This window comes from Pedobacter alluvionis (genome assembly GCF_003664035.1).
In the GTDB taxonomy this organism is placed as follows: Bacteria; Bacteroidota; Bacteroidia; order Sphingobacteriales; family Sphingobacteriaceae; genus Pedobacter; species Pedobacter alluvionis.
In genome coordinates this window covers 1139054-1157586 of the sequence record NZ_RCCK01000010.1, presented here as the reverse complement: position 1 = coordinate 1157586, position 18533 = coordinate 1139054, and the positions used below count along the sequence as shown (strand labels likewise).

The following is an 18533-nucleotide window of genomic DNA, read 5'->3' as shown; positions in this document are numbered from 1 at the left end:
TCAATTGTTAACGCTATACAGCCAACAATATATCAATTAAACAATTTAGCATAGCTCTTACTCATAAAAATAAACCCTTTTAACCCTTTGCGAGATATTGGTTAAAATTTCATAAGGAATGGTATTGATATCTTTGGCGAGCTGCATAATGGTATGCTCCTGATTAAATACGATGGCTTCGTCGCCGGGTTTAACGTCAATCCCTGAAACATCCAACATGGTCATATCCATGCAGATTGAGCCTATTACTGGCACTAAATAGCCATTAACCAGCATTTTACCTACGCCATTGCCAAAATACCTGGTGTAGCCATCTGCGTAACCGATTTTTACAGTGGCAATTTTTCCGCCATTTTGCATCATACCTTTTCGGCTGTAACCTACGGTTTCGCCTGCTTCTAAAGTTTTTACCTGGGTAACGGTAGTTTTAAGCACCATTACCGTCTGTAAACCACGGTTATTGGCCAAAGCAGAATCGAAACCATATAAACCAATCCCTAAACGAACCATATCCATCTGCGCTTCAGGCCAGCGTGAAATACCAGAAGTATTGGATATATGAAGCAGCGGTTTATAACCTAAAACATTTATCAACTGATTAGCGATAGTTTTAAACCTTTCAATCTGTTGTTGTGTAAATCCATCATGCTCCGCAGCATCACTAGCCACTAAGTGAGAAAAAATACTCTGCACTTTTACCTTTGCCGAATCCTTTAACAGATCCGATAAGGTATCCGTTTCAGTCTGATCGAAACCTAAGCGGTGCATGCCACTATCTATTTTAATGTGGATCGGATAATCGAAATCATAATCGGATAGCGCATTTAAAAAGCTGTTCAGAATCTCAACACTATAAATTTCAGGTTCGAGCCTGTGTTTGATAATCGCTTCAAAAGCAGATTCTTCAGGACTCATCACCATAATGGGCAACGTAATTCCGGCTTTCCTCAAAGCAATACCTTCATCGGCATAGGCTACCGCCAGATAATCTACTTTATGGAACTGCAATAAATTGGCGATTTCGAAACTTCCGCTTCCATAGGAAAAAGCTTTTACCATGGCCATTATTTTAACACCAGGCTTAATTTTGGAACGGTAAAACTGCAGGTTGCCTACCATGGCATTCAGGTCGATTTCTAAAACCGTATCGTGTATCTTTTGGGTGAGCAGTTTACTGATGCGTCCAAATTCAAAGCGCCTGGCTCCTTTTACCAATATGGTTTCGTGGTTAAACTGTAAACCCGGAAAAGCCTCCACAAAAGCATTGGTATCCTCAAAAAACTGGGTTTCGAAATTAAAAAGATCGGCATAACGCGAAATATGTGTTCCGATACCAATTAACCTGTTTACCTTTTTCTGCGAGAGCAATCCGGCTATTTCGGTATATAAATCAAGATCTTCCCTTCCGGTTTCAAATAATTCGGAAAGGATAACGGTTTTCTTGGGATGCTGGTTCTGTTGATTTAAAAAATCCAGCGCTATGGCCAATGAAGAAATATCAGCACTGTAAGAATCATCAATAATGGAACACTGATTGATTCCGTTTTTTAGTTCAAGACGCATGCTTACATGGCTCAGTTTCTCCAAACGAAGATCGGCCTGTTCAGGAGTATAACCTAAAGCCAATAAAGTTGCCCAGCAGATCATGCCATTTTCTATCGAAGCTTTATCTTTAAAAGGCAGCATACACTCTATTTCCGTATTCTGATAAATGGCCCTTAAATAGCAATTCCCTTCAATGGGTTCAACAGTAGTAATCTGCAGGTCAGCAGGCTGCTTGCTGCTCCAGCTAAACTTTTTCTTACCGGGCAAATCTTTTGCACGTACTTCGGTTACGTATTCAGGCGAGTAAATAAATAGTTCAGATGCTGCAAAGAGCTTCAGTTTCTCTGTGAGTTTTTCTTTTTTAGAACCGAATCCTTCAGCATGTGCTTCTCCGATATTGGTTAAGATTCCGATTTCAGGACGGATAATTTCGGCTAAATGCTGCATCTCGTTAACCGCAGAAATACCAGCTTCAAAAATGCCTAAGGTATCATCAGCCTCAATCTGCCAAACCGAAAGCGGTACGCCAATTTGCGAATTATAACTTTTCGGACTTTTAACAATATTAAAGTCGGTTGCCAAAAGCTGATATAACCATTCTTTAACAATAGTTTTCCCGTTGCTGCCCGTAATACCTATTGTTTTTAAATCAAATTGATTCCGATGATAAGCACTTAATTTTTGTAGCGCTTCCAGGGCATCATGTACCAATAAAAAATTGCAGTCTGGATATTCGTTAATGTATTTCGCTTCGGTAATTACAAAATTTCTGATTTCTTTTGCATAGGCATCTTTAATAAATTCATGTCCATCGCGGTGTGAAGACAAGGCAAAAAACATAGAATTTTCTGGCACTAAAACGGAACGGCTATCAATTATCAGGTAACGAATAATCGCCTCGCCATCAACTAATTTGGGAGCGGCATTTAAAATTTCGGCTATTTTGGAAACGGTATATATTGGATTTTGCATTGTATTATATTCAGAAAAATACGGTAATCGCTTTTATTTTTACGAATTTCAGTAATTAATTATGAAAAGCGGTAAACAAGAGGCAGTATTATTAGATAAAAAACAAGCTTTGGCCAAAGCCGAAAGTTTTTGCGTTTACCAGGAACGTTCACAAAAAGAGGTGCGGTACAAATTGGTAGAATGGGGCATGCGGGGAGATGAACTGGAAGAAATTATTACGGACCTGATCATCAATAATTTTTTGAATGAAGAAAGGTTTGCCAAAAGTTATGCATCGGGCAAATTCAACATTAAACATTGGGGCCGGGTTAAAATTAAACAGGGTTTAAAATTGAAAGGCGTTCCTGATAAAATTTTACAAAAAGCAATTTACAGTATCGATGAAGATGATTATTTGCAAACGATAGAAAAATTAGCGGTTAAAAAAGCAGAAAGTCTGGCTGAAAATGATGCGTTCAAACGGAAAAATAAGCTGATGAGCTACCTTCAGGCAAAAGGTTTTGAAACTGATTTAATTTTACTGGTACTGAAAGCCAGCAATTTAAATTAAATATTAAATTTTTAACAAGAAATCTCTTGACAGAAATATAAATCTGCCTATATTTGCATCACCAAAACGAAACAACAACATCAGTTTTGTAAATGCGAAAGTAGCTCAGTTGGTAGAGCACGACCTTGCCAAGGTCGGGGTCGCGAGTTCGAATCTCGTCTTTCGCTCCAAAATGCCTTCCTACCAGAAGGCATTTATTTTAAAGTTAACCAAGCCGATGGAGATCGGCAGCGGCTAATGCTCGGGTGGTGGAACTGGTAGACACGCAGGACTTAAAATCCTGTGCTTTCAAAGGCGTGCGGGTTCGATTCCCGCCCCGAGTACACACAAAAAAATCGAACGAAAACCTTTCAGAAATGAAAGGTTTTTTTGTTTAAGGGATTAAGCAAAAAATTTGGAATTGCGAAGGTTTAAAGTTGTGATCCACCTTGCTAAGACTTTATTTTTATTTCATTGATTTTGAAGCACTAACAATTTTATTTTAAAAATTTATTTTATTTTTTTGATTCAAAAAGTTTAATTCCTATATTTGCAACCCCAAAGGAATACAACAGATGTATTAATTTGCGAAAGTAGCTCAGTTGGTAGAGCACGACCTTGCCAAGGTCGGGGTCGCGAGTTCGAATCTCGTCTTTCGCTCTAAAATGCCTTCCTACCAGAAGGCATTTATTTTAAAGTTAACCTACCGAAGGATTTCGGAACAGGCTAATGCTCGGGTGGTGGAACTGGTAGACACGCAGGACTTAAAATCCTGTGCTTTCAAAGGCGTGCGGGTTCGATTCCCGCCCCGAGTACGGATGGGATTATCCCATATTATAAAAAGGGTTGCTCCAAAAAAGGGCAACCCTTTTCATTTAGGTTCTTTTAAAAAAAACGGTTAAATGATCGTTTACCAGACACCCTCTTTCAGGTCGCTTGGAATAGCCAACCGATTGTACTGGTACGCCATAAAACATTTCCAATCTGTAACGCCCGTTTGTGTGGCGTGCAAAATGAGCGAAGAACTGAGAACATGTTATCTATTGCAGTCAAAAATGCCCACGCTCAAAAAGCTTACCAAAACCGGAATAAATCTCAATCTTATCTGAAGACCCAAACATTTGTGCCTCCCCATTGTTGCAGTTATTTAAATCACCATAATGACAACAAAATACAAGAATACGCTTTTGTTAGCAACACTAGCGATCATAGCGGCTGCCTATGCAAGCTGTAAGGTTTCAATCCCTAAAGGGGCATCAGCAGTTAAGCCATTTAATAAGGATAAATACCTGGGTACCTGGTACGAAATTGCCAGAATGGATTTCAAGTTCGAAAAAAACCTGAAGAATGTGACTGCTACCTATTCTAAAAATGATGACGGGTCTATCAAGGTCGACAATAAGGGATATGACATGGTGAAAAACAAATGGAAACAAAGTATTGGAAAAGCCAAATTTGTGAAAAGTGATGACGAAGCGAGGTTAAAAGTCTCCTTTTTCGGTCCGTTTTACGCCGGTTACAATGTAATTGACATCGACAAAGATTACCAGTACGCCCTGGTAGCCGGAAATAACCTGGATTATCTTTGGATACTTTCGCGGACGAGATATATTCCAGACGCAGTAAAGGCTGATTATTTAAGAAAAGCAAATGATCTGGGGTACCAAACGCAAGACCTGGTTTGGACAGTACAAGACAAGGATAACGGAAAATAAAGCTTGTTTAATTTGATGACAGATTTCAAAATTCTGGTATCATTTCGATTTGATCGATATTTGGATGAAGTGTAGTCTCAAACCCTAACAAATTGGAAAACTTCATTTTTGCCGGTTATATCTATTCCTTTGTGAAAAGAATATCGTTCTCTGGTTACAGGATGTTCCTGATCCCGTAACCAGAATTCAGTTTAAAAAGTTTAAGTGGAAACGTTGCAGACCAGTTTTATTAGCAAGAGTGTCCTAAACTGCTCCATACCCGTTAATTGAACATTACGCGCTCGCAGAGAAGATGCACCCGAAATTCACGGCCTTTTTATCCGTTTTCGTCGAAATGATTCTACGAATGTTTTTTCTGTTTTTAGCAAAATCCCCCTTATAGGTTCCCCGATTCAATCCTGGCAAGTTGTTGAAACTACATGCCGTAATTTTCTCTTTGGTTGATTTCATATCATGAATGAGCAGACAAGACCAAAATTTATATTTACAAGTTGATATTGTATAAAGTTTGGCAACAGGGATACAGATGCTAGATGAAGGTTTCCAGTACTATCTTTAAAACCATAACAGCTTTTTGAAAATAATTAAGCTGAACTGTAGCGTATTGAAAATTAATACGTTTTATAAGTATGAACACAAATTAGTAGTGACTTTAATACCTATACGGAAACTACAAAAGACTCATTTATTGGTTAACAAAATAGCTATAAGACTAAATATGTGAATTTTAGCTTTATTATTATCTGTGTTGTTTCTCACAGAAGATTTGGCAATTCAGATAGCAGAAAATAAAGACAAAAAAATATTGCCGTAAAAAATTATTTTATTTGTATTTTTAATTTCGTCAATTGTAGTATTAATATGATTTCACACCTTCTTTTTACAGGGAATTTATTACTACAGAATTTAACTAAATATCTATGCTCAAAAAACTACATGTACTCGGACTTCTGGTCCTCATTTATTCCAGCTGTAAAGAAAAGCCACCATTTCAACCGGATTATGAAAATGCTGTTGGTTCTGTTATAGGTTCAGAGAACTGCCAAAGCATACCATCCGAAAATGCATGGCTAATCCAATTTGCAGAACCTAACACGGGAAACAAAACATATGGAGAAAACATCACCTACAACGGTAAAGCATATTCCAATGTTGTCAAAACCTATCAACTTCCGGACTCCTCCAAAATCGTTGGCAAACGCTACCTTTTCGAATTTTATCTGGATGGAAAATCGACCCAACAGGAATGCAGCGTCACAGATCCAGTAAATTTTAACATTTTAAAAATCCGTTTAAAAAATATAATACGTGTAGCAAACTGACCTAACAAATTAACCTATCTACTCATCTAACGTCTCACAAATGAAAAAAACAGCTCTGATCATTTTTACGATGATCCTAATAGGCACCATTAGCGTAAATGCACAGGTTTTATTAAGGGAATCGACCGATACCTCTTTAATTATGAGCTTTCTGCCCAAAAACCTAAACATCAAACGCATGATTAAAACCATTGTGGTAACCACTGACTTTTCAAAAGAAAAAGCCATTGTCGATACGGCAAAAATTCCGTTTCTCTATGGAAAACCAGTTTCAAAAAGTATTTCGATCTCGGAAGGCTCCTCATGGTCCGACGGAGAAAGCAGTTATGCCGAGCTTAAAATCAGTTCGCCGGGAGCTTCATCCCTGAGTCTGAACTTCAGCAAGTTTGCTTTATCGGGATCAGCACTGTTATATATCTACAATGAAGATCATGATATGATCCTGGGTCCTATCACATCCAAAGAAAACAATAAACAGGGAACCTATGGGATTGCACCGCTAAAGGGAGGTGCGATTACAGTACTATTAAGGGAAAAGGATACAAAGTCTTTAAAGACTGTTAGCCAGATTGTCATATCAGAAGTGATTATCGGATACAGGGATGTTTATAAAAGCCAGCAAAGCGCCAAGGGTCTAAATGATTCAGAACCATGTATGGTCGACATTGCCTGCAGGGAGGATTGGGACGGAGGACCAACGGCCAGATACTTCACTGGTGGATCCCAGTGTACCGGCGCATTGGTCAACAATGAAAACAACGATGGAAGGCCGTTTTTTCTGACTGCTTTCCACTGTCTGGATAGTGATAATGATGGAACTTTAAATGCAAACGAAGTCAATGCGACCAGTAATTATACATTCCAGTTCTTTTACCGCAGAGAGACCTGCCTGGGATCAGTTCTGAATTCAGTATGGCAGTTTTACGGTGCAACCTGGCGTGCAGCATATGAAGGAACGGACTTTGCATTGGTTGAACTGTTTAATGCACTCCCAATTGAGTCCAATTTGAGCCTTTACGGCTGGAATAGATCCAACACCCCTCCAAATTGGGGTGCTTCGATCCACCATCCTTCAGGGGATGTGCAGAAGATTTCATTTACCGGATTGATACAGACCAGCACTTTTAGTGCAAACATGTGGGGAGTTGAGTGGAACCTTGGGGTAACCGAAGGGGGATCATCGGGTGCTCCTTTGTTCAACGAGTCAAAACAGGTGATCGGTCAGCTTAGGGGAGGTTCGTCAAGTTGTAGCAACCCAACTTTAAACGACCGGTTTGGAAAATTCGGCAAATCATGGGACCTACAGCCGCTGGCCCATACCCAGCTCAAGTATTGGCTGTCACCTAATCAGGATTTGTTTGAGATTGCTCCGCTTGACAGAGGTTTATTGACTGGTCCCAGCAACATCTGTTATGGTCAGAACGCGACATACAATATGCCAAACCTGCCATCAGGCTATACCATTACCTGGTCGGTTTCTTCTCAATTAAACATCGTTTCGAGCACCGCCGGATCGGTTACAGTATCTCCTATAAGCATAAATTCAAGCGAAAATGGTTATATCAGGGCTTCCCTGAATGATGTTGTTTTCCGCGAATACAAAGTTATAGTCGGCGTTCCTGCTCCCGCTGTTAGCATACGCATGTATCATTCGGCCTGTATTGGCGGAAGTGACTGGGAGGCGTCTTTTGATATCACCCCCGTGACGCCGAACCTTCAATATATCTGGATATACAATGGGGCCGAGTATCCTCCGAGTACAAGTCCCGATTTTAGTATATATGAATTCCCTGCTAACCCAATAACCCTTAATCTTCGGGTAAAAACGAGCTGTGGAATTTCGCCAAAATTACTTGCTAACGATGCGACCTATTATCCACCATGCGGTTTCTCCTGGCTAATTTCCCCAAATCCATCCAGCACAGAATTCGAAGTGTCAAAAAATTCTGGCGGTTCCTCAAAAACCGTTGATCAGAAACAGGCATTTCAGGTTACGCTTTTGGACAACACGGGAAAAACGATCAGGACAGGCTCATCATCATCCGGCTCAACCAAAATAAATGTGGAGTCAGTTCCGAATGGAACCTATTTTATACATATCAATGATGGGACGCAAACGATAAAAAAACAGGTAATTGTTCGCCATTAATATGAAAAACATAAGATTTACCTTTGCTTTACTGGCGACTGTGTTTTCATCAGTGACTTGTTTTTGCCAGCAGGCTGCAACATCTGTCAGCATTCCTCAAAAAGCGATACATACCGCCTTTCCTTTTCTGTTGATCAATTCAGATGCGAGAACAGGCGCTATGGGGGAATCGGGCGTAGCGTTTTTGGACGACAAAAATAGCCTTTTCAGCAATCCATCCAAAATTGCCTTCAGCGAGGCACGAAATGTTTCTGCAGTTTCCTACAGCCCGATCATGAAATCGCTAGCTGACGGAATCTCTCTTTCAAGTTTGAGTACTGTTTTCCGAGTGAACGCAAAACAATCGATCGGAGGAACAATACGTTACCTCTCACTGGGTACTTTTGAACTTGTCAATGACGATAGACAATCAGTTGGGGCATTTAATCCCCGGGAAATGGCAATTGATTTATCATATGCACAAACTTTTGGAGATCAACTGGCTATTGCCCTAACAGGCCGGTTCATTAACTCCAGTCTAAGGTCATCTGGTTTTCTTGGTGATACCAATGCCGGTAATGCAAGCGGGTTCGGCGTGGATATATCAGCTATATATAAAAATGAAGTCACCTTGGTGGATAGGAATCTCCTTTTTTCTGTAGGTATGGATATTTCCAATATTGGACCAAAAATAAGTTACTCGGCCCAACAAAAAGAGTTTCTCCCCACTAACCTAAAGATTGGATCCTCGCTTTGTCTGCCAATGGCAGGAGCTGATAAATTTACCCTTTCTCTCGACCTAAACAAACTTCTTGTTCCCTCACCCAATTATTACGGACCAGATCAGCAAAACAGATCGTACCTCGACAAATCTGTACCGAGCGCGATCTTCTCTTCATTTTCTGATGCCGATGGTGGAATAAGTGAGGAAATATCTGAAATATCCGTTGCTACAGGAATAGAGTTTTTCTTTAAAAATAAATTTGCGCTAAGAGGTGGTTATTTTTATGAAAGCCCTAGCAAGGGCAATAGGAGATATCTGACTTTAGGAACGGGAATTGTATTTTCCAGGCTGGCACTTGACATTGGGTATATTGCTGCAAATCCTGACAAAACTCCCATGGCAAACGCTTTGAAGTTCACACTTTTTTTGCGAATCTAGAAATCTTTTGAGTGGAAGGAACTTCCTTAACAATTATTAAAAAAGTTGACCATGCGCCCTACATTTTTTATTTTTATGCAAAAAACTCACCAACAACCAATTGCGTTTCGAAACCAACTAAAATAAACTAAATCATGAACTAACATAACATCCTAATGAAAAACGCTTATCTTCTTATTTGGGGATTACTGTCCCTTTCTTTAACACAGTGCTCCAAAATCCCAGCTTCTGAATCCATTGCTTTGGAAAAATGTAACCTAACGGGCAAACTCACCGGTATCGAAACCCAACAGGGCACAGTATATTTCACCAATGAGGTCAGCGGTATTATACTTACAGAATATAGGTATATAATTGTTACTGGCAGTCAAAAGCTTCCCCTTCTGCTTTGCAATTATCCAGCGGCTAAATATCCCTTGAAGGCAAAGGAATCTAAAACATTAACGTTTAGCGCAAAAGTTGAAGTTTTACCGGCCGAAACAGATGCTGTTTCGATCAACGCAGAACTTACAGCTATCCGTTTTTAAACAACCTATTTCTAACAGCTGTTTGTTTGCCATAATCTGTGCGAACAGGCTGTTCAGGATTTATGGTGCATCAATATAGCCAGACACTATAGTTCAGTATAAAAATAACTCTTCTTACACGCACTCTCATGAAAAAAAAATCATTGTTTCTTTTCCTTTTATTAGCCATTGGAGCTTTCAGGTCACTAGCCCAGACTACCCTGTCGTCCAAGACTGCTTCGATCAGCAAATCCAGTCATGATACACTAGCCAAGTATCTTAAATCTTTCCAACTCTTTGATCTCGATCTAAAATCTCTTGGCGCTGAACGCCAGGCTAAAGGCAATTTACAACTCACCCTCAAGCTGGGAGATAGCGCCCTTAACTTAATATTGGAACCGTCCAATGTTATCTCATTTGACTACCAGTCATCTGAAAATGGTAAGCCGGTATCCCAACAACAGCCCGAGGTGAGAACTTATAAGGGGTATTTGGGCCGGCCCGAGAATAAAGTGCGGCTCACAATAAGTGATGATATGATCAAAGGATATATCACCCAGGGAAACAAAAAGCTATTCATCGAACAGCTTGGCAAGTACCGCCTTTCAGAAAAAGCAGACCGCTCAAAAACCATAATCTACCAGCAGGAGGATATAATTGCCGGTTATGACGGACTGTGCGGCGTTACGACCAAAATGGAGAAAGATTTCCTCAAGAACAGCATCGACAGTAAGGTAACTCCACAGCCTAAGGGACTTGAAACCAACTGTAGGTTTCTCCGGATAGCAACAGAAGCGGATTTCGAATTCTTCCAGAGTTATGGAACAGGCACCAATGCGGAGATTCTGGCTATTATCAACATGATCCAGGATGCCTACCTTTCTACTTTTAACTTTGAGGTATTGGTTGTTTACCAAAATGTATGGACTACTTCTTCGGATCCCTATTCAGGAGACCCCACCATAGAGTCAGGATCTGAAACCCTTGTTGATCAACTCCGCGGATACTGGAACAGCCATTTTGCAAACGTGAACAGAAGTCATGTCCATCTATTTACCGGCAGATCCTTCAACGCACCGGGGGTAACCGGCAGGGTGTATGAAATAGGCACTATTTGTAGAGATGTAAGTAAATCTTATGGCTTTACCAGAGATAGGATAGATCTGTTTGCAACGACCGCCCATGAGATCGGGCACGATCTTGGCGCGGTTCATGAAAATGGGGTCAATTGTAATACGGCTAACGCCAGTATTATGTGCCAGGGAACCAAAGCCATCCCACTATATTTCTCAACGCCAGAGATCGGTTCGATCAGCTCACACATTAACAATTATGGAATGTGCTTGTTTGCCAGTTCTTTTTTTGAGATGCAGGGACCGGACAAACTTACCTGTGGCGGTTCCGCAAACTATTCGCTGCCCAGTATCCCGGGAGCAAGCTATAGCTGGTCAATCGCCTCTCCTTTTATCATTACCAGTTCCCCAGGCCCAACCTCTAACAGCATTACCCTGGCATCAAGTAATTACGAATCGGGCTATCAAACACTCACCTGTACAATTAGTGGGGTTACCGACTGTCCGATAGTCATTACCAAATATGTTGGAGATGGAACGCCGCCTGCGCCAGAATATTTATATATCATGGATCCCCAGGATGGAAATTTCAGACTTTGCCCGAACACCACCTATCAAATCGAGGCCTCCGGCTCAACTACTACCGGCTACCTGACCAATTGGTATTGGGTCCTTCCCCCAGGCTGGAGTTCACCCAATTACGGCGGAGGGAGCAATCAGTTCTATGCACCAAGTATTATCGGGTTTTCTATCCAGATTAAAACGGGACCTGATCCGGTTACCAGCTTCATTTCTGTCCGTGGCGTGAATGCCTGTGGATTGGGAGATCCGGTATATCTGGGCGTTTCCACGGAGCATTGCGGGGGCGTGGGACTCATAAGTATCTATCCGAATCCCGCTGACCAAGAGATTTCTGTTGAGCAGGTTGGAACAGATAAAAATCTAACAGTTCAAACTGCAGATAGAATCCAAATATTGGATGATCGGGGAAAAGTCATAAAATCATTGCCCAATAAGGGGAAACAGACAAAGCTTACCTTAACAACAGCAGATCTCCCCAACGGGAGGTATTTTCTTCATGTCTATAAAGGAAAGGAAATTACCAAAAAGCAGATTATCATTAAACACTAATCAAAAACCGATAATTAAGGGATCAGTAAAAATCTGATCCCTACCAACTTTTTACAATCGTTCCCAGGCCCTCTCCTTGCACAAACCGGTAGCGAATTTAAATTATTGACTGAATCTTCGACAACTGACAAAAATCTGATAGCAGCTAATACCGCTAATGATGCCAGACAGCCGTTGTCGGGCAATAGCATTCATTTACACTAATGGTAAAAAATAATTCGGGCAATGTTATCTTCTTTGAAAATATTTTGATCCCAATTATTGGTGTCGTTATATAATGAACGTGGACTTAATATTAAGGTTCCCAATATGGCTAAACGACAATAAAATTAATAGAGGCCCAAAGGATCGTAAATTTATCTCCCCATGCCATTCTTAACTTTGCGTTTTGGAGCGTTGCATAATTTGTTCCTTTGAATTTTTTATTGTTAATATTCATACAAGGTCAAGTATAGTTGTAATCGTACACATAGTCCAGATTATTCTACACCACTTTCAGGACAGTGCACAGTAAAGGCTGATTACTTAAGAAAAGCAAATGATCTGGGGTATCAAACGAAAGACCTGGTTTGGACAGTACAAGATAAGGAATAACGGCAAATAAGCTTTCATCTGTCAGGATGCAGATTCCTTATGTATAATCCCAATCTTCTATCGTAATTTAAGTCGTTGCGTAATCGAATGCTTTAAATTTTCGGAAAACATTTGCTGCACAGCCCAGCAAACCTGCTTTATTGCCCAATTTTGCCGGAACAACCAAGGCATTGGCTGATGATACCGGAACAGCTAAGGTCTTGATCCTACGTTCTATTTCTCTCGCATAAAAGGCACCAGATTCGCTTATGCCACCCCCAATTACAATTTTTTCAGGGCTAAAAATATTAATAAAACTGGTGATGCCTGTTGCCAGGTAATCGAAATGCCTACCCATTGCTTTCATGGCATACTCTTCACCAGCCAGGTATTTTTCTATAATATAACGACCATCAACTTCTGCTGTTTCGGGTATGCCCGGATGAATAAATCGATAATGTTTTAATAATGCAGTTACTGAAGCATAGGCTTCCAAACATCCCTTTATGCCACACACACAGGCTAAACCATTATGTTCTACAATAATATGTCCCAATTCTGTTCCCCTATTTCTAAATCCGCCATACAGTTTATTGTCAATCATAACAGCTCCCCCAATCCCTGTACCAACGGTAAGAAAAACCACATCACCACAATCTTTAGCAGCACCATAGCACATCTCACCCAGCCCCATCAAATTGGTATCGTTATCCATAATAACGTTATAACGGGTTACATCCTGAAGAATTTCGCCCAGGGCCAGTTGTTTAAAGCCCGGCAGATTATCGGCACCGGCAATAATTCTATTATTGTATATCGTTCCAGGAAATCCTATCCCCACACCCAAAACAGGATGTTTCACTTTTGCTGCGCAGGTTTGGATCGCTTCCACAATAAGTGCGATAATTGAACCCTGAGTTTTTGCTTTTTTTAGTGGAATCAGCGTGGAATACAAAATTTCTCCTCGCTCGCTTACTACACCGCATTTGAGCGAAGAGCCGCCAACATCAATCCCAATGGCATATTGGGGTTCAAGATTGGTGTGGTTTAAAGTGATCATTTATTTGCGTTTTTTAATTTAGTTGTCTGTGGCCATAATGTGTTGGCTGCTCTTTTGATCAGCCTTTCTGTTATTAATCAGCAGCATATTCTTGCTTGTTAGTCAGGCTAAAAACAAAATGCATATTCATGGTTTTAAGTTTCCGCTTAACTATTTTAGCATCAATTAGTGTTCGCCTAAGCATCATCCAGAAAACACAATTCATTTCAAATATACTAAGCAATAAGAATGATGTTCTAATTAGATTCAAATATGGTCATTTAACCAAAGGTTTCTCTTTTAATGCCATTAATTTCATAATGATAAACAAATATCAAATATTCAAACCTTAATGCAATAAAAAAAGCTTTTATGTAACCGGGCTGGAGAAGAAATTCATATTACAGATTAGAAATAAAACAAAAAAGGCCTTCTTTACCATTAAAGAAAGCCTTGACCCAGTAAATTAAGCTAATTTAGCTTAAAATAATCTGGTAATTCACATTTACTCTTTTCGGATAATTGCTTTCTTCGTTATTTAGAGAAACAAATGCAGCATTGCCATGAACTTCATTCTTTAAAGCATGTTCATAATGCGATTGGATAGCTTCCTGATAATCTTGCTGAAGGCCTTTCGTAGTTTCGGCTAAAAGATTTCTATCATTCAGGTTTTCTGGCAACAAAGTAATATCGCAGTTTCCGTCACTGATTTCTTTGACTAAGTATTTCATTTTTGGTTTTAAATCTTCGTTTCCTGTTTTATAAATAAGATTTCGAGAACGGTCAAAAATATGGTAAGTCTTTATTTTGTATGTAATCTAAAAGTTAATTTTTACATAAAATGATGTATTGGTTTTAATGCGTCATGTATAATTAGCCACACAAAAGCAGAAACATTTAATATTATTGATTATTATTTACTTATTGAAACCTTTTAAGTTTAATTTTGTTAAGACAGTAATTTACAAAACATTAATGCACTAAATAACCTGATGGGTAGCAAGAAAATGAAAAAAATACTAGTGGTTGATGATAATGAGGAAATATTAGAGGTAATAGAATTGATTTTAAAGCTGGAAGGCTACGACATAAGTGGATTAATGGATGTAAGCCATTTCAGCAAACGGATCAACGAATTTAAACCCGACTTAATTCTGCTTGATGTGATGCTGGGCGCCTTCGATGGCAGAGATCTTTGCAATTTACTTAAATCAGATCAATCAACATTACACATACCAGTAATCATGATCTCGGCCAGTCATAACTTAAATGATAGCAAAGGTAATGTTTGCTCCCCTAACGATTTCATCGCTAAACCATTCGATGTCAATAACCTGATTAATAAAATAAATGCACAACTTGCAGCCTAAATGTTAAGGTTTTGTATTAAAATAATTGCTTAAAAACAGAGACTGAAACTTAATAGCGTTGGCCCAGTAACCCCAATTGTGCACACCCGGCCTGGTGCTAAAATCGTGAAGAATATTGTGATACAAAAGTTCATCATGCAAACGTACATTCACTTTATAGAAGAAATCTTCAGTCCCACATTCAATGGCAATAGCAAGCGATCCGGGTTTAATACGATAAATCATATCAATTACGCTGTTTTGTTTCCACCGCTCCGGAAATTCATCCTCTGGTCCTAACCTTTTTGAAATATTCCATCCATTTGGAAAAGGTTTAATATCTACACCACCACTCATGCTACCTACTGCACCATAAACATCCTGATGCTTAATGGCCAGGTATAACGCACCGTGTCCGCCCATACTCAAACCCGTTATGGCTCTGCCCTTTTTTTCAGCAATGGTTTTATAATGTTCGTCAATATAGCTCACCAATTCTTTAGCCACATAGGTTTCGTATTTCCATTCAGGGTCTACCGGACTATCGAAATACCAACTGGTTACATTCCCATCAGGGCATACCACTATAAATTGATATAGATCGGCCAGGTTTTTAATCCCAGGTACTTTTTTAACCCATTCAGCATAGTTACCCCCCGCTCCATGGAGCAGATACACCACCGGATATCTTTTTCCGCTTTTATAACTATCGGGCTTAATTACCACAGCTTTAATACTTTTGTTCATCGATTTGCTATAGGTTAAAGCAGTATCTACTTCCGCAGCACTTAAAACATGGCTAAATAAAAACAAACAGGCGGTTATCAAAAAGCTATTTTTCATGGGTAATTTTTAATCATGATGATGTGGTGTTAAATTTATAAAATAAATGGCTATTGCTTGCCATTTCTGCGAGTTGAGACCAAAAAAAATGATACCTTTCTTACTTACTACTTAAACGGCTAAAAACTTTAAAACAATTTGATTACTTTATAGGTTGTTGAACGGTTAACTTATCTAAAAAATGCTTAAAACCTACCCATTTTACATCAAAGCACCTGTAATTCTTTTAGGATTAGTAATTACGGTATTTATAATGAGTGTGCTGAGAGATATTCTTGTGCCGCTTGCTTTTGCTGCCCTGATTGCCATATTACTAAACCCATTAAGCAATCGTTTCGAAAGAAAAATGCCCAAAATGGTTAGTATTATCCTTTCTATGCTGATTGGTTTGCTGGTGGTGGTTGCCGTACTTTATTTTTTGTCATCGCAGGTAGCGCACTTTTTTGATGACCTCGATAGCATTAAACAAAAGTTATCGCAGTTGCTTGAGCAAATAAGGGCTTGGTTACAAACTACTTTCGGCATTTCAACACAAAAGCAAACGCAAATGCTTAATGATGCAGCTAATGGCAGTAAAGCATTGATCGGCCAAACGCTTAGTGGTTTGATGGGAATTTTAAGTGTGGTTTTCCTGATCCCGGTTTATACTTTTCTAATTTTATTATACAAAACGCTGATTTTAAACTTCATTTATGAAGTATTTTCAGAAGAAAATAAACAAAAAGTTGCCGAAATTTTGGGCGAAACGAAAGCGGCCATCCAAAGTTATATTGTAGGCTTATTGATCGAAACTTCTATTGTTGCCGTAATGAACTCTGCCGCCCTGCTTATCCTTGGCGTACCAAATGCCATTTTAATTGGCGTTATCGGCGCAATACTAAACCTATTGCCCTACATTGGCGGCATTATCGCAATCGCCTTACCGGTGTTAATGGCTACTTTAACCAAGGATGGTTTTACTACCCAACTCTTAATTATAGGCGCTTATGCGCTGATCCAGTTTATTGATAATAATATTCTTGTACCACGCATTGTGTCAAGTAAAGTACAAATCAACGCCCTTATTTCAATTGTTATTGTATTAATGGGCGCTGCACTTTGGGGTATCCCCGGCATGTTCCTTTCCATTCCATTTATTGCGGTAATGAAAATCATCTTTGATCGTATTGACGGACTTAAACCCTGGGGTAAATTACTGGGAGATAATATCCCGACAGAGCATATGGGGCAGGTGAAAAGGTTTAGGAGAAAGAAAAAACTGGCTGCAGATTAATAATTCATATTTTTTTCGAAAACGATCGTTCAGTTTTCCACGACGTCCAGCCTATAATCTTATTACAAGCTGGGCCACCTAGACCCGATTGAAGTGGACGCGAAGCAAAACGGAAAGCGGGGAGAAACAATAATAGCTGTACCAAATTGCTCTCCATATAAAGAAAAACTTGCCATATATTAATAATTATTTTTTTGAAAACGATCGTTCAGTAGCTCTTCAGAACCAGCAGTCCCGTTATTCGCTATAGCCCCAATGAAGAATCGGGGGCTGCCGCTGTTAACGGGTTTATAAACGAAGTTTGTGCACAAACGGACAATTCGATGAAAAAATATTCACTCATTTCGTACTTGCGATGTGATTTTAAGGGCAATGCTATGGGGATTGCTATTTTATCTGGTCCGGATGCCGGTGCGCTCCATTACCGTATAGATAATGGAGAAGAAAAAATGATCGATCTGTACACGCAATGGAGTTCGAGCTTACTCTTGCTATGGTACCTGCTACTTGGAAATCAGCTTTTAATTTATTCTGCTGCCCCGGATTTGCAATCCAGATCTATTTAAACTGCGAATAATTCAATATACTTGCATCACTTAATCGTTTTAGTTCAATAATTCAAACAATATCAACGTTCATTTGCTTATTAAAAAAAACTTCAATGAAAAACATTAAATTAATTATCCCTGCAATTTTAGTATTATTTTCTGCCTGCAGCGAGGCCACCAGAAATACAGCAAATGGTAAAAGCGACAGTATGCCCCAAACCACCTCCGGTAAAACGGATTCGCTTGAAGTTAAATTAAAAATAAATGGCAATGTAGCTACCGGCGATCCACTGCTGCTGAGGTTTGTAGTACATAACAATGCCGATAGCACCAAAAGCTTCTGTATCTGGCATACCCCCTTTGAGCCTTTAATGAGCAGCTATTTAAGCATTACCAATGAAAAAGGAGAAGAAGCGCAGTACAAAGGTGCAATGGCCAAAAGAGTAATGCCACCTCCGGCCTCTAGTTATACAAAGGTAAATCCGGGAGATAGCTTGGTTGCAAATGCCGATTTACTTAAGGCCTACGATCTAAAAAAAGGATCAAGCTATAAAGCAGTTTACACAGGCGGAAATATGAGCGGCCTGGTTTCAAGAGACACGGTTACTTTTATTTATACGGATTTGCACTAATATTAAGTTACCCCCCTACTTTCAGTGATTTCTGCTGAATTATTCATATAGAGATTGCACGCAGTACTTAATCTGTCTGCAATCTTTTTACATGCGCTTACTATTTCCCTAAGCATAACTCAACTGGAGAACAGTGGGATATTACCCCCTATTTTGTCGCATTTACGCTTTCTGAGTTGTTAAAGTTCTCATA

At 39.5% G+C, this 18533-nt stretch carries 15 protein-coding genes and 4 tRNA genes; 15 read left to right on the top strand and 4 right to left on the bottom strand.

Features of this window, described 5'->3' with window-relative positions; genetic code table 11:
• Window positions 1-57: 57 nt before the first annotated feature.
• Window positions 58-2517: a bifunctional UDP-N-acetylmuramoyl-tripeptide:D-alanyl-D-alanine ligase/alanine racemase gene (locus tag BCL90_RS05175; protein WP_121282936.1), complete on the bottom strand. Its 2460-nt coding sequence runs from the start codon at window positions 2515-2517 to the stop codon at window positions 58-60.
• A 61-nt stretch (window positions 2518-2578) separates the two neighbouring features.
• Here BCL90_RS05175 and BCL90_RS05170 point away from each other — a divergent pair, with 61 nt between their 5' ends.
• The 11 genes from BCL90_RS05170 to BCL90_RS05120 all read left to right on the top strand — a co-directional run bounded on the left by BCL90_RS05170 (window position 2579) and on the right by BCL90_RS05120 (window position 12083).
• Entirely contained in the window at window positions 2579-3067 is a 489-nt protein-coding gene (locus BCL90_RS05170; protein WP_121282935.1) for a regulatory protein RecX, read from the top strand.
• A 94-nt stretch (window positions 3068-3161) separates the two neighbouring features.
• A tRNA-Gly gene (locus BCL90_RS05165) sits at window positions 3162-3237 on the top strand.
• Window positions 3238-3306: 69 nt separating this feature from the next.
• Window positions 3307-3390: transfer RNA gene (locus BCL90_RS05160), tRNA-Leu, on the top strand.
• Between the two features lie 243 nt (window positions 3391-3633).
• A tRNA-Gly gene (locus BCL90_RS05155) sits at window positions 3634-3706 on the top strand.
• 71 nt (window positions 3707-3777) lie between these two features.
• Window positions 3778-3861 (top strand) — tRNA-Leu (locus tag BCL90_RS05150).
• Between the two features lie 345 nt (window positions 3862-4206).
• Window positions 4207-4761 carry a lipocalin family protein gene (locus BCL90_RS05145; protein WP_121282934.1) on the top strand — a complete coding sequence of 185 codons (555 nt, stop codon included), beginning with the start codon at window positions 4207-4209 and terminating at the stop codon, window positions 4759-4761.
• Between the two features lie 920 nt (window positions 4762-5681).
• On the top strand, window positions 5682-6083 hold the full coding sequence (locus BCL90_RS05140; RefSeq protein WP_121282933.1) for a hypothetical protein: 402 nt from the start codon (window positions 5682-5684) through the stop codon (window positions 6081-6083).
• A gap of 40 nt (window positions 6084-6123) precedes the next feature.
• Window positions 6124-8232, top strand: coding sequence for a T9SS type A sorting domain-containing protein (locus BCL90_RS05135; protein WP_121282932.1), 2109 nt, complete (start codon window positions 6124-6126; stop codon window positions 8230-8232).
• A gap of 1 nt (window position 8233) precedes the next feature.
• Window positions 8234-9373, top strand: a complete 1140-nt coding sequence (gene porV / locus BCL90_RS05130) for a type IX secretion system outer membrane channel protein PorV (RefSeq protein ID WP_121282931.1) — start codon at window positions 8234-8236, stop codon at window positions 9371-9373.
• Between the two features lie 155 nt (window positions 9374-9528).
• A complete protein-coding gene (locus BCL90_RS05125; protein ID WP_121282930.1) occupies window positions 9529-9900 on the top strand; it encodes a hypothetical protein in 372 nt (123 codons plus the stop codon).
• Between the two features lie 128 nt (window positions 9901-10028).
• A complete protein-coding gene (locus tag BCL90_RS05120; RefSeq protein WP_121282929.1) occupies window positions 10029-12083 on the top strand; it encodes a T9SS type A sorting domain-containing protein in 2055 nt (684 codons plus the stop codon).
• Window positions 12084-12744: 661 nt separating this feature from the next.
• On the opposite strand, the gene BCL90_RS05115 is transcribed toward BCL90_RS05120, so the two are convergent.
• Both BCL90_RS05115 and BCL90_RS05110 read right to left on the bottom strand, forming a co-directional pair.
• On the bottom strand, window positions 12745-13716 hold the full coding sequence (locus tag BCL90_RS05115; RefSeq protein WP_121282928.1) for an ROK family protein: 972 nt from the start codon (window positions 13714-13716) through the stop codon (window positions 12745-12747).
• A 455-nt stretch (window positions 13717-14171) separates the two neighbouring features.
• Window positions 14172-14426 carry a hypothetical protein gene (locus tag BCL90_RS05110; RefSeq protein ID WP_121282927.1) on the bottom strand — a complete coding sequence of 85 codons (255 nt, stop codon included), beginning with the start codon at window positions 14424-14426 and terminating at the stop codon, window positions 14172-14174.
• A 276-nt stretch (window positions 14427-14702) separates the two neighbouring features.
• Between BCL90_RS05110 and BCL90_RS05105 the strand changes: the two genes are divergently transcribed.
• Window positions 14703-15065, top strand: a complete 363-nt coding sequence (locus BCL90_RS05105) for a response regulator (protein WP_244095053.1) — start codon at window positions 14703-14705, stop codon at window positions 15063-15065.
• A 3-nt stretch (window positions 15066-15068) separates the two neighbouring features.
• Here the strand turns inward: BCL90_RS05105 and BCL90_RS05100 are convergent, their stop codons facing one another.
• Window positions 15069-15887 carry an alpha/beta hydrolase gene (locus tag BCL90_RS05100; protein ID WP_121282925.1) on the bottom strand — a complete coding sequence of 273 codons (819 nt, stop codon included), beginning with the start codon at window positions 15885-15887 and terminating at the stop codon, window positions 15069-15071.
• Between the two features lie 181 nt (window positions 15888-16068).
• Between BCL90_RS05100 and BCL90_RS05095 the strand changes: the two genes are divergently transcribed.
• From BCL90_RS05095 to BCL90_RS05085, 3 genes are all read left to right on the top strand, one after another.
• On the top strand, window positions 16069-17160 hold the full coding sequence (locus tag BCL90_RS05095; protein ID WP_121282924.1) for an AI-2E family transporter: 1092 nt from the start codon (window positions 16069-16071) through the stop codon (window positions 17158-17160).
• 323 nt (window positions 17161-17483) lie between these two features.
• Window positions 17484-17726 (top strand): hypothetical protein, encoded by a 243-nt coding sequence (locus BCL90_RS05090; RefSeq protein WP_134380577.1) that lies wholly within the window; start codon window positions 17484-17486, stop codon window positions 17724-17726.
• Between the two features lie 95 nt (window positions 17727-17821).
• Window positions 17822-18340, top strand: a complete 519-nt coding sequence (locus tag BCL90_RS05085; RefSeq protein ID WP_121282922.1) for a protease — start codon at window positions 17822-17824, stop codon at window positions 18338-18340.
• Window positions 18341-18533: the final 193 nt, after the last annotated feature.

Bases quoted from the DNA above. Each gene is read 5' to 3' on its own strand.
- BCL90_RS05175 (WP_121282936.1), bottom strand. From the start codon at position 2,517: ATGCAAAATCCAATATATACCGTTTCCAAAATAGCCGAAATTTTAAAT.
- BCL90_RS05170 (WP_121282935.1), top strand. From the start codon at position 2,579: ATGAAAAGCGGTAAACAAGAGGCAGTATTATTAGATAAAAAACAAGCT.
- BCL90_RS05145 (WP_121282934.1), top strand. From the start codon at position 4,207: ATGACAACAAAATACAAGAATACGCTTTTGTTAGCAACACTAGCGATC.
- BCL90_RS05140 (WP_121282933.1), top strand. From the start codon at position 5,682: ATGCTCAAAAAACTACATGTACTCGGACTTCTGGTCCTCATTTATTCC.
- BCL90_RS05135 (WP_121282932.1), top strand. From the start codon at position 6,124: ATGAAAAAAACAGCTCTGATCATTTTTACGATGATCCTAATAGGCACC.
- porV (WP_121282931.1), top strand. From the start codon at position 8,234: ATGAAAAACATAAGATTTACCTTTGCTTTACTGGCGACTGTGTTTTCA.
- BCL90_RS05125 (WP_121282930.1), top strand. From the start codon at position 9,529: ATGAAAAACGCTTATCTTCTTATTTGGGGATTACTGTCCCTTTCTTTA.
- BCL90_RS05120 (WP_121282929.1), top strand. From the start codon at position 10,029: ATGAAAAAAAAATCATTGTTTCTTTTCCTTTTATTAGCCATTGGAGCT.
- BCL90_RS05115 (WP_121282928.1), bottom strand. From the start codon at position 13,716: ATGATCACTTTAAACCACACCAATCTTGAACCCCAATATGCCATTGGG.
- BCL90_RS05110 (WP_121282927.1), bottom strand. From the start codon at position 14,426: ATGAAATACTTAGTCAAAGAAATCAGTGACGGAAACTGCGATATTACT.
- BCL90_RS05105 (WP_244095053.1), top strand. From the start codon at position 14,703: ATGAAAAAAATACTAGTGGTTGATGATAATGAGGAAATATTAGAGGTA.
- BCL90_RS05100 (WP_121282925.1), bottom strand. From the start codon at position 15,887: ATGAAAAATAGCTTTTTGATAACCGCCTGTTTGTTTTTATTTAGCCAT.
- BCL90_RS05095 (WP_121282924.1), top strand. From the start codon at position 16,069: ATGCTTAAAACCTACCCATTTTACATCAAAGCACCTGTAATTCTTTTA.
- BCL90_RS05090 (WP_134380577.1), top strand. From the start codon at position 17,484: ATGAAAAAATATTCACTCATTTCGTACTTGCGATGTGATTTTAAGGGC.
- BCL90_RS05085 (WP_121282922.1), top strand. From the start codon at position 17,822: ATGAAAAACATTAAATTAATTATCCCTGCAATTTTAGTATTATTTTCT.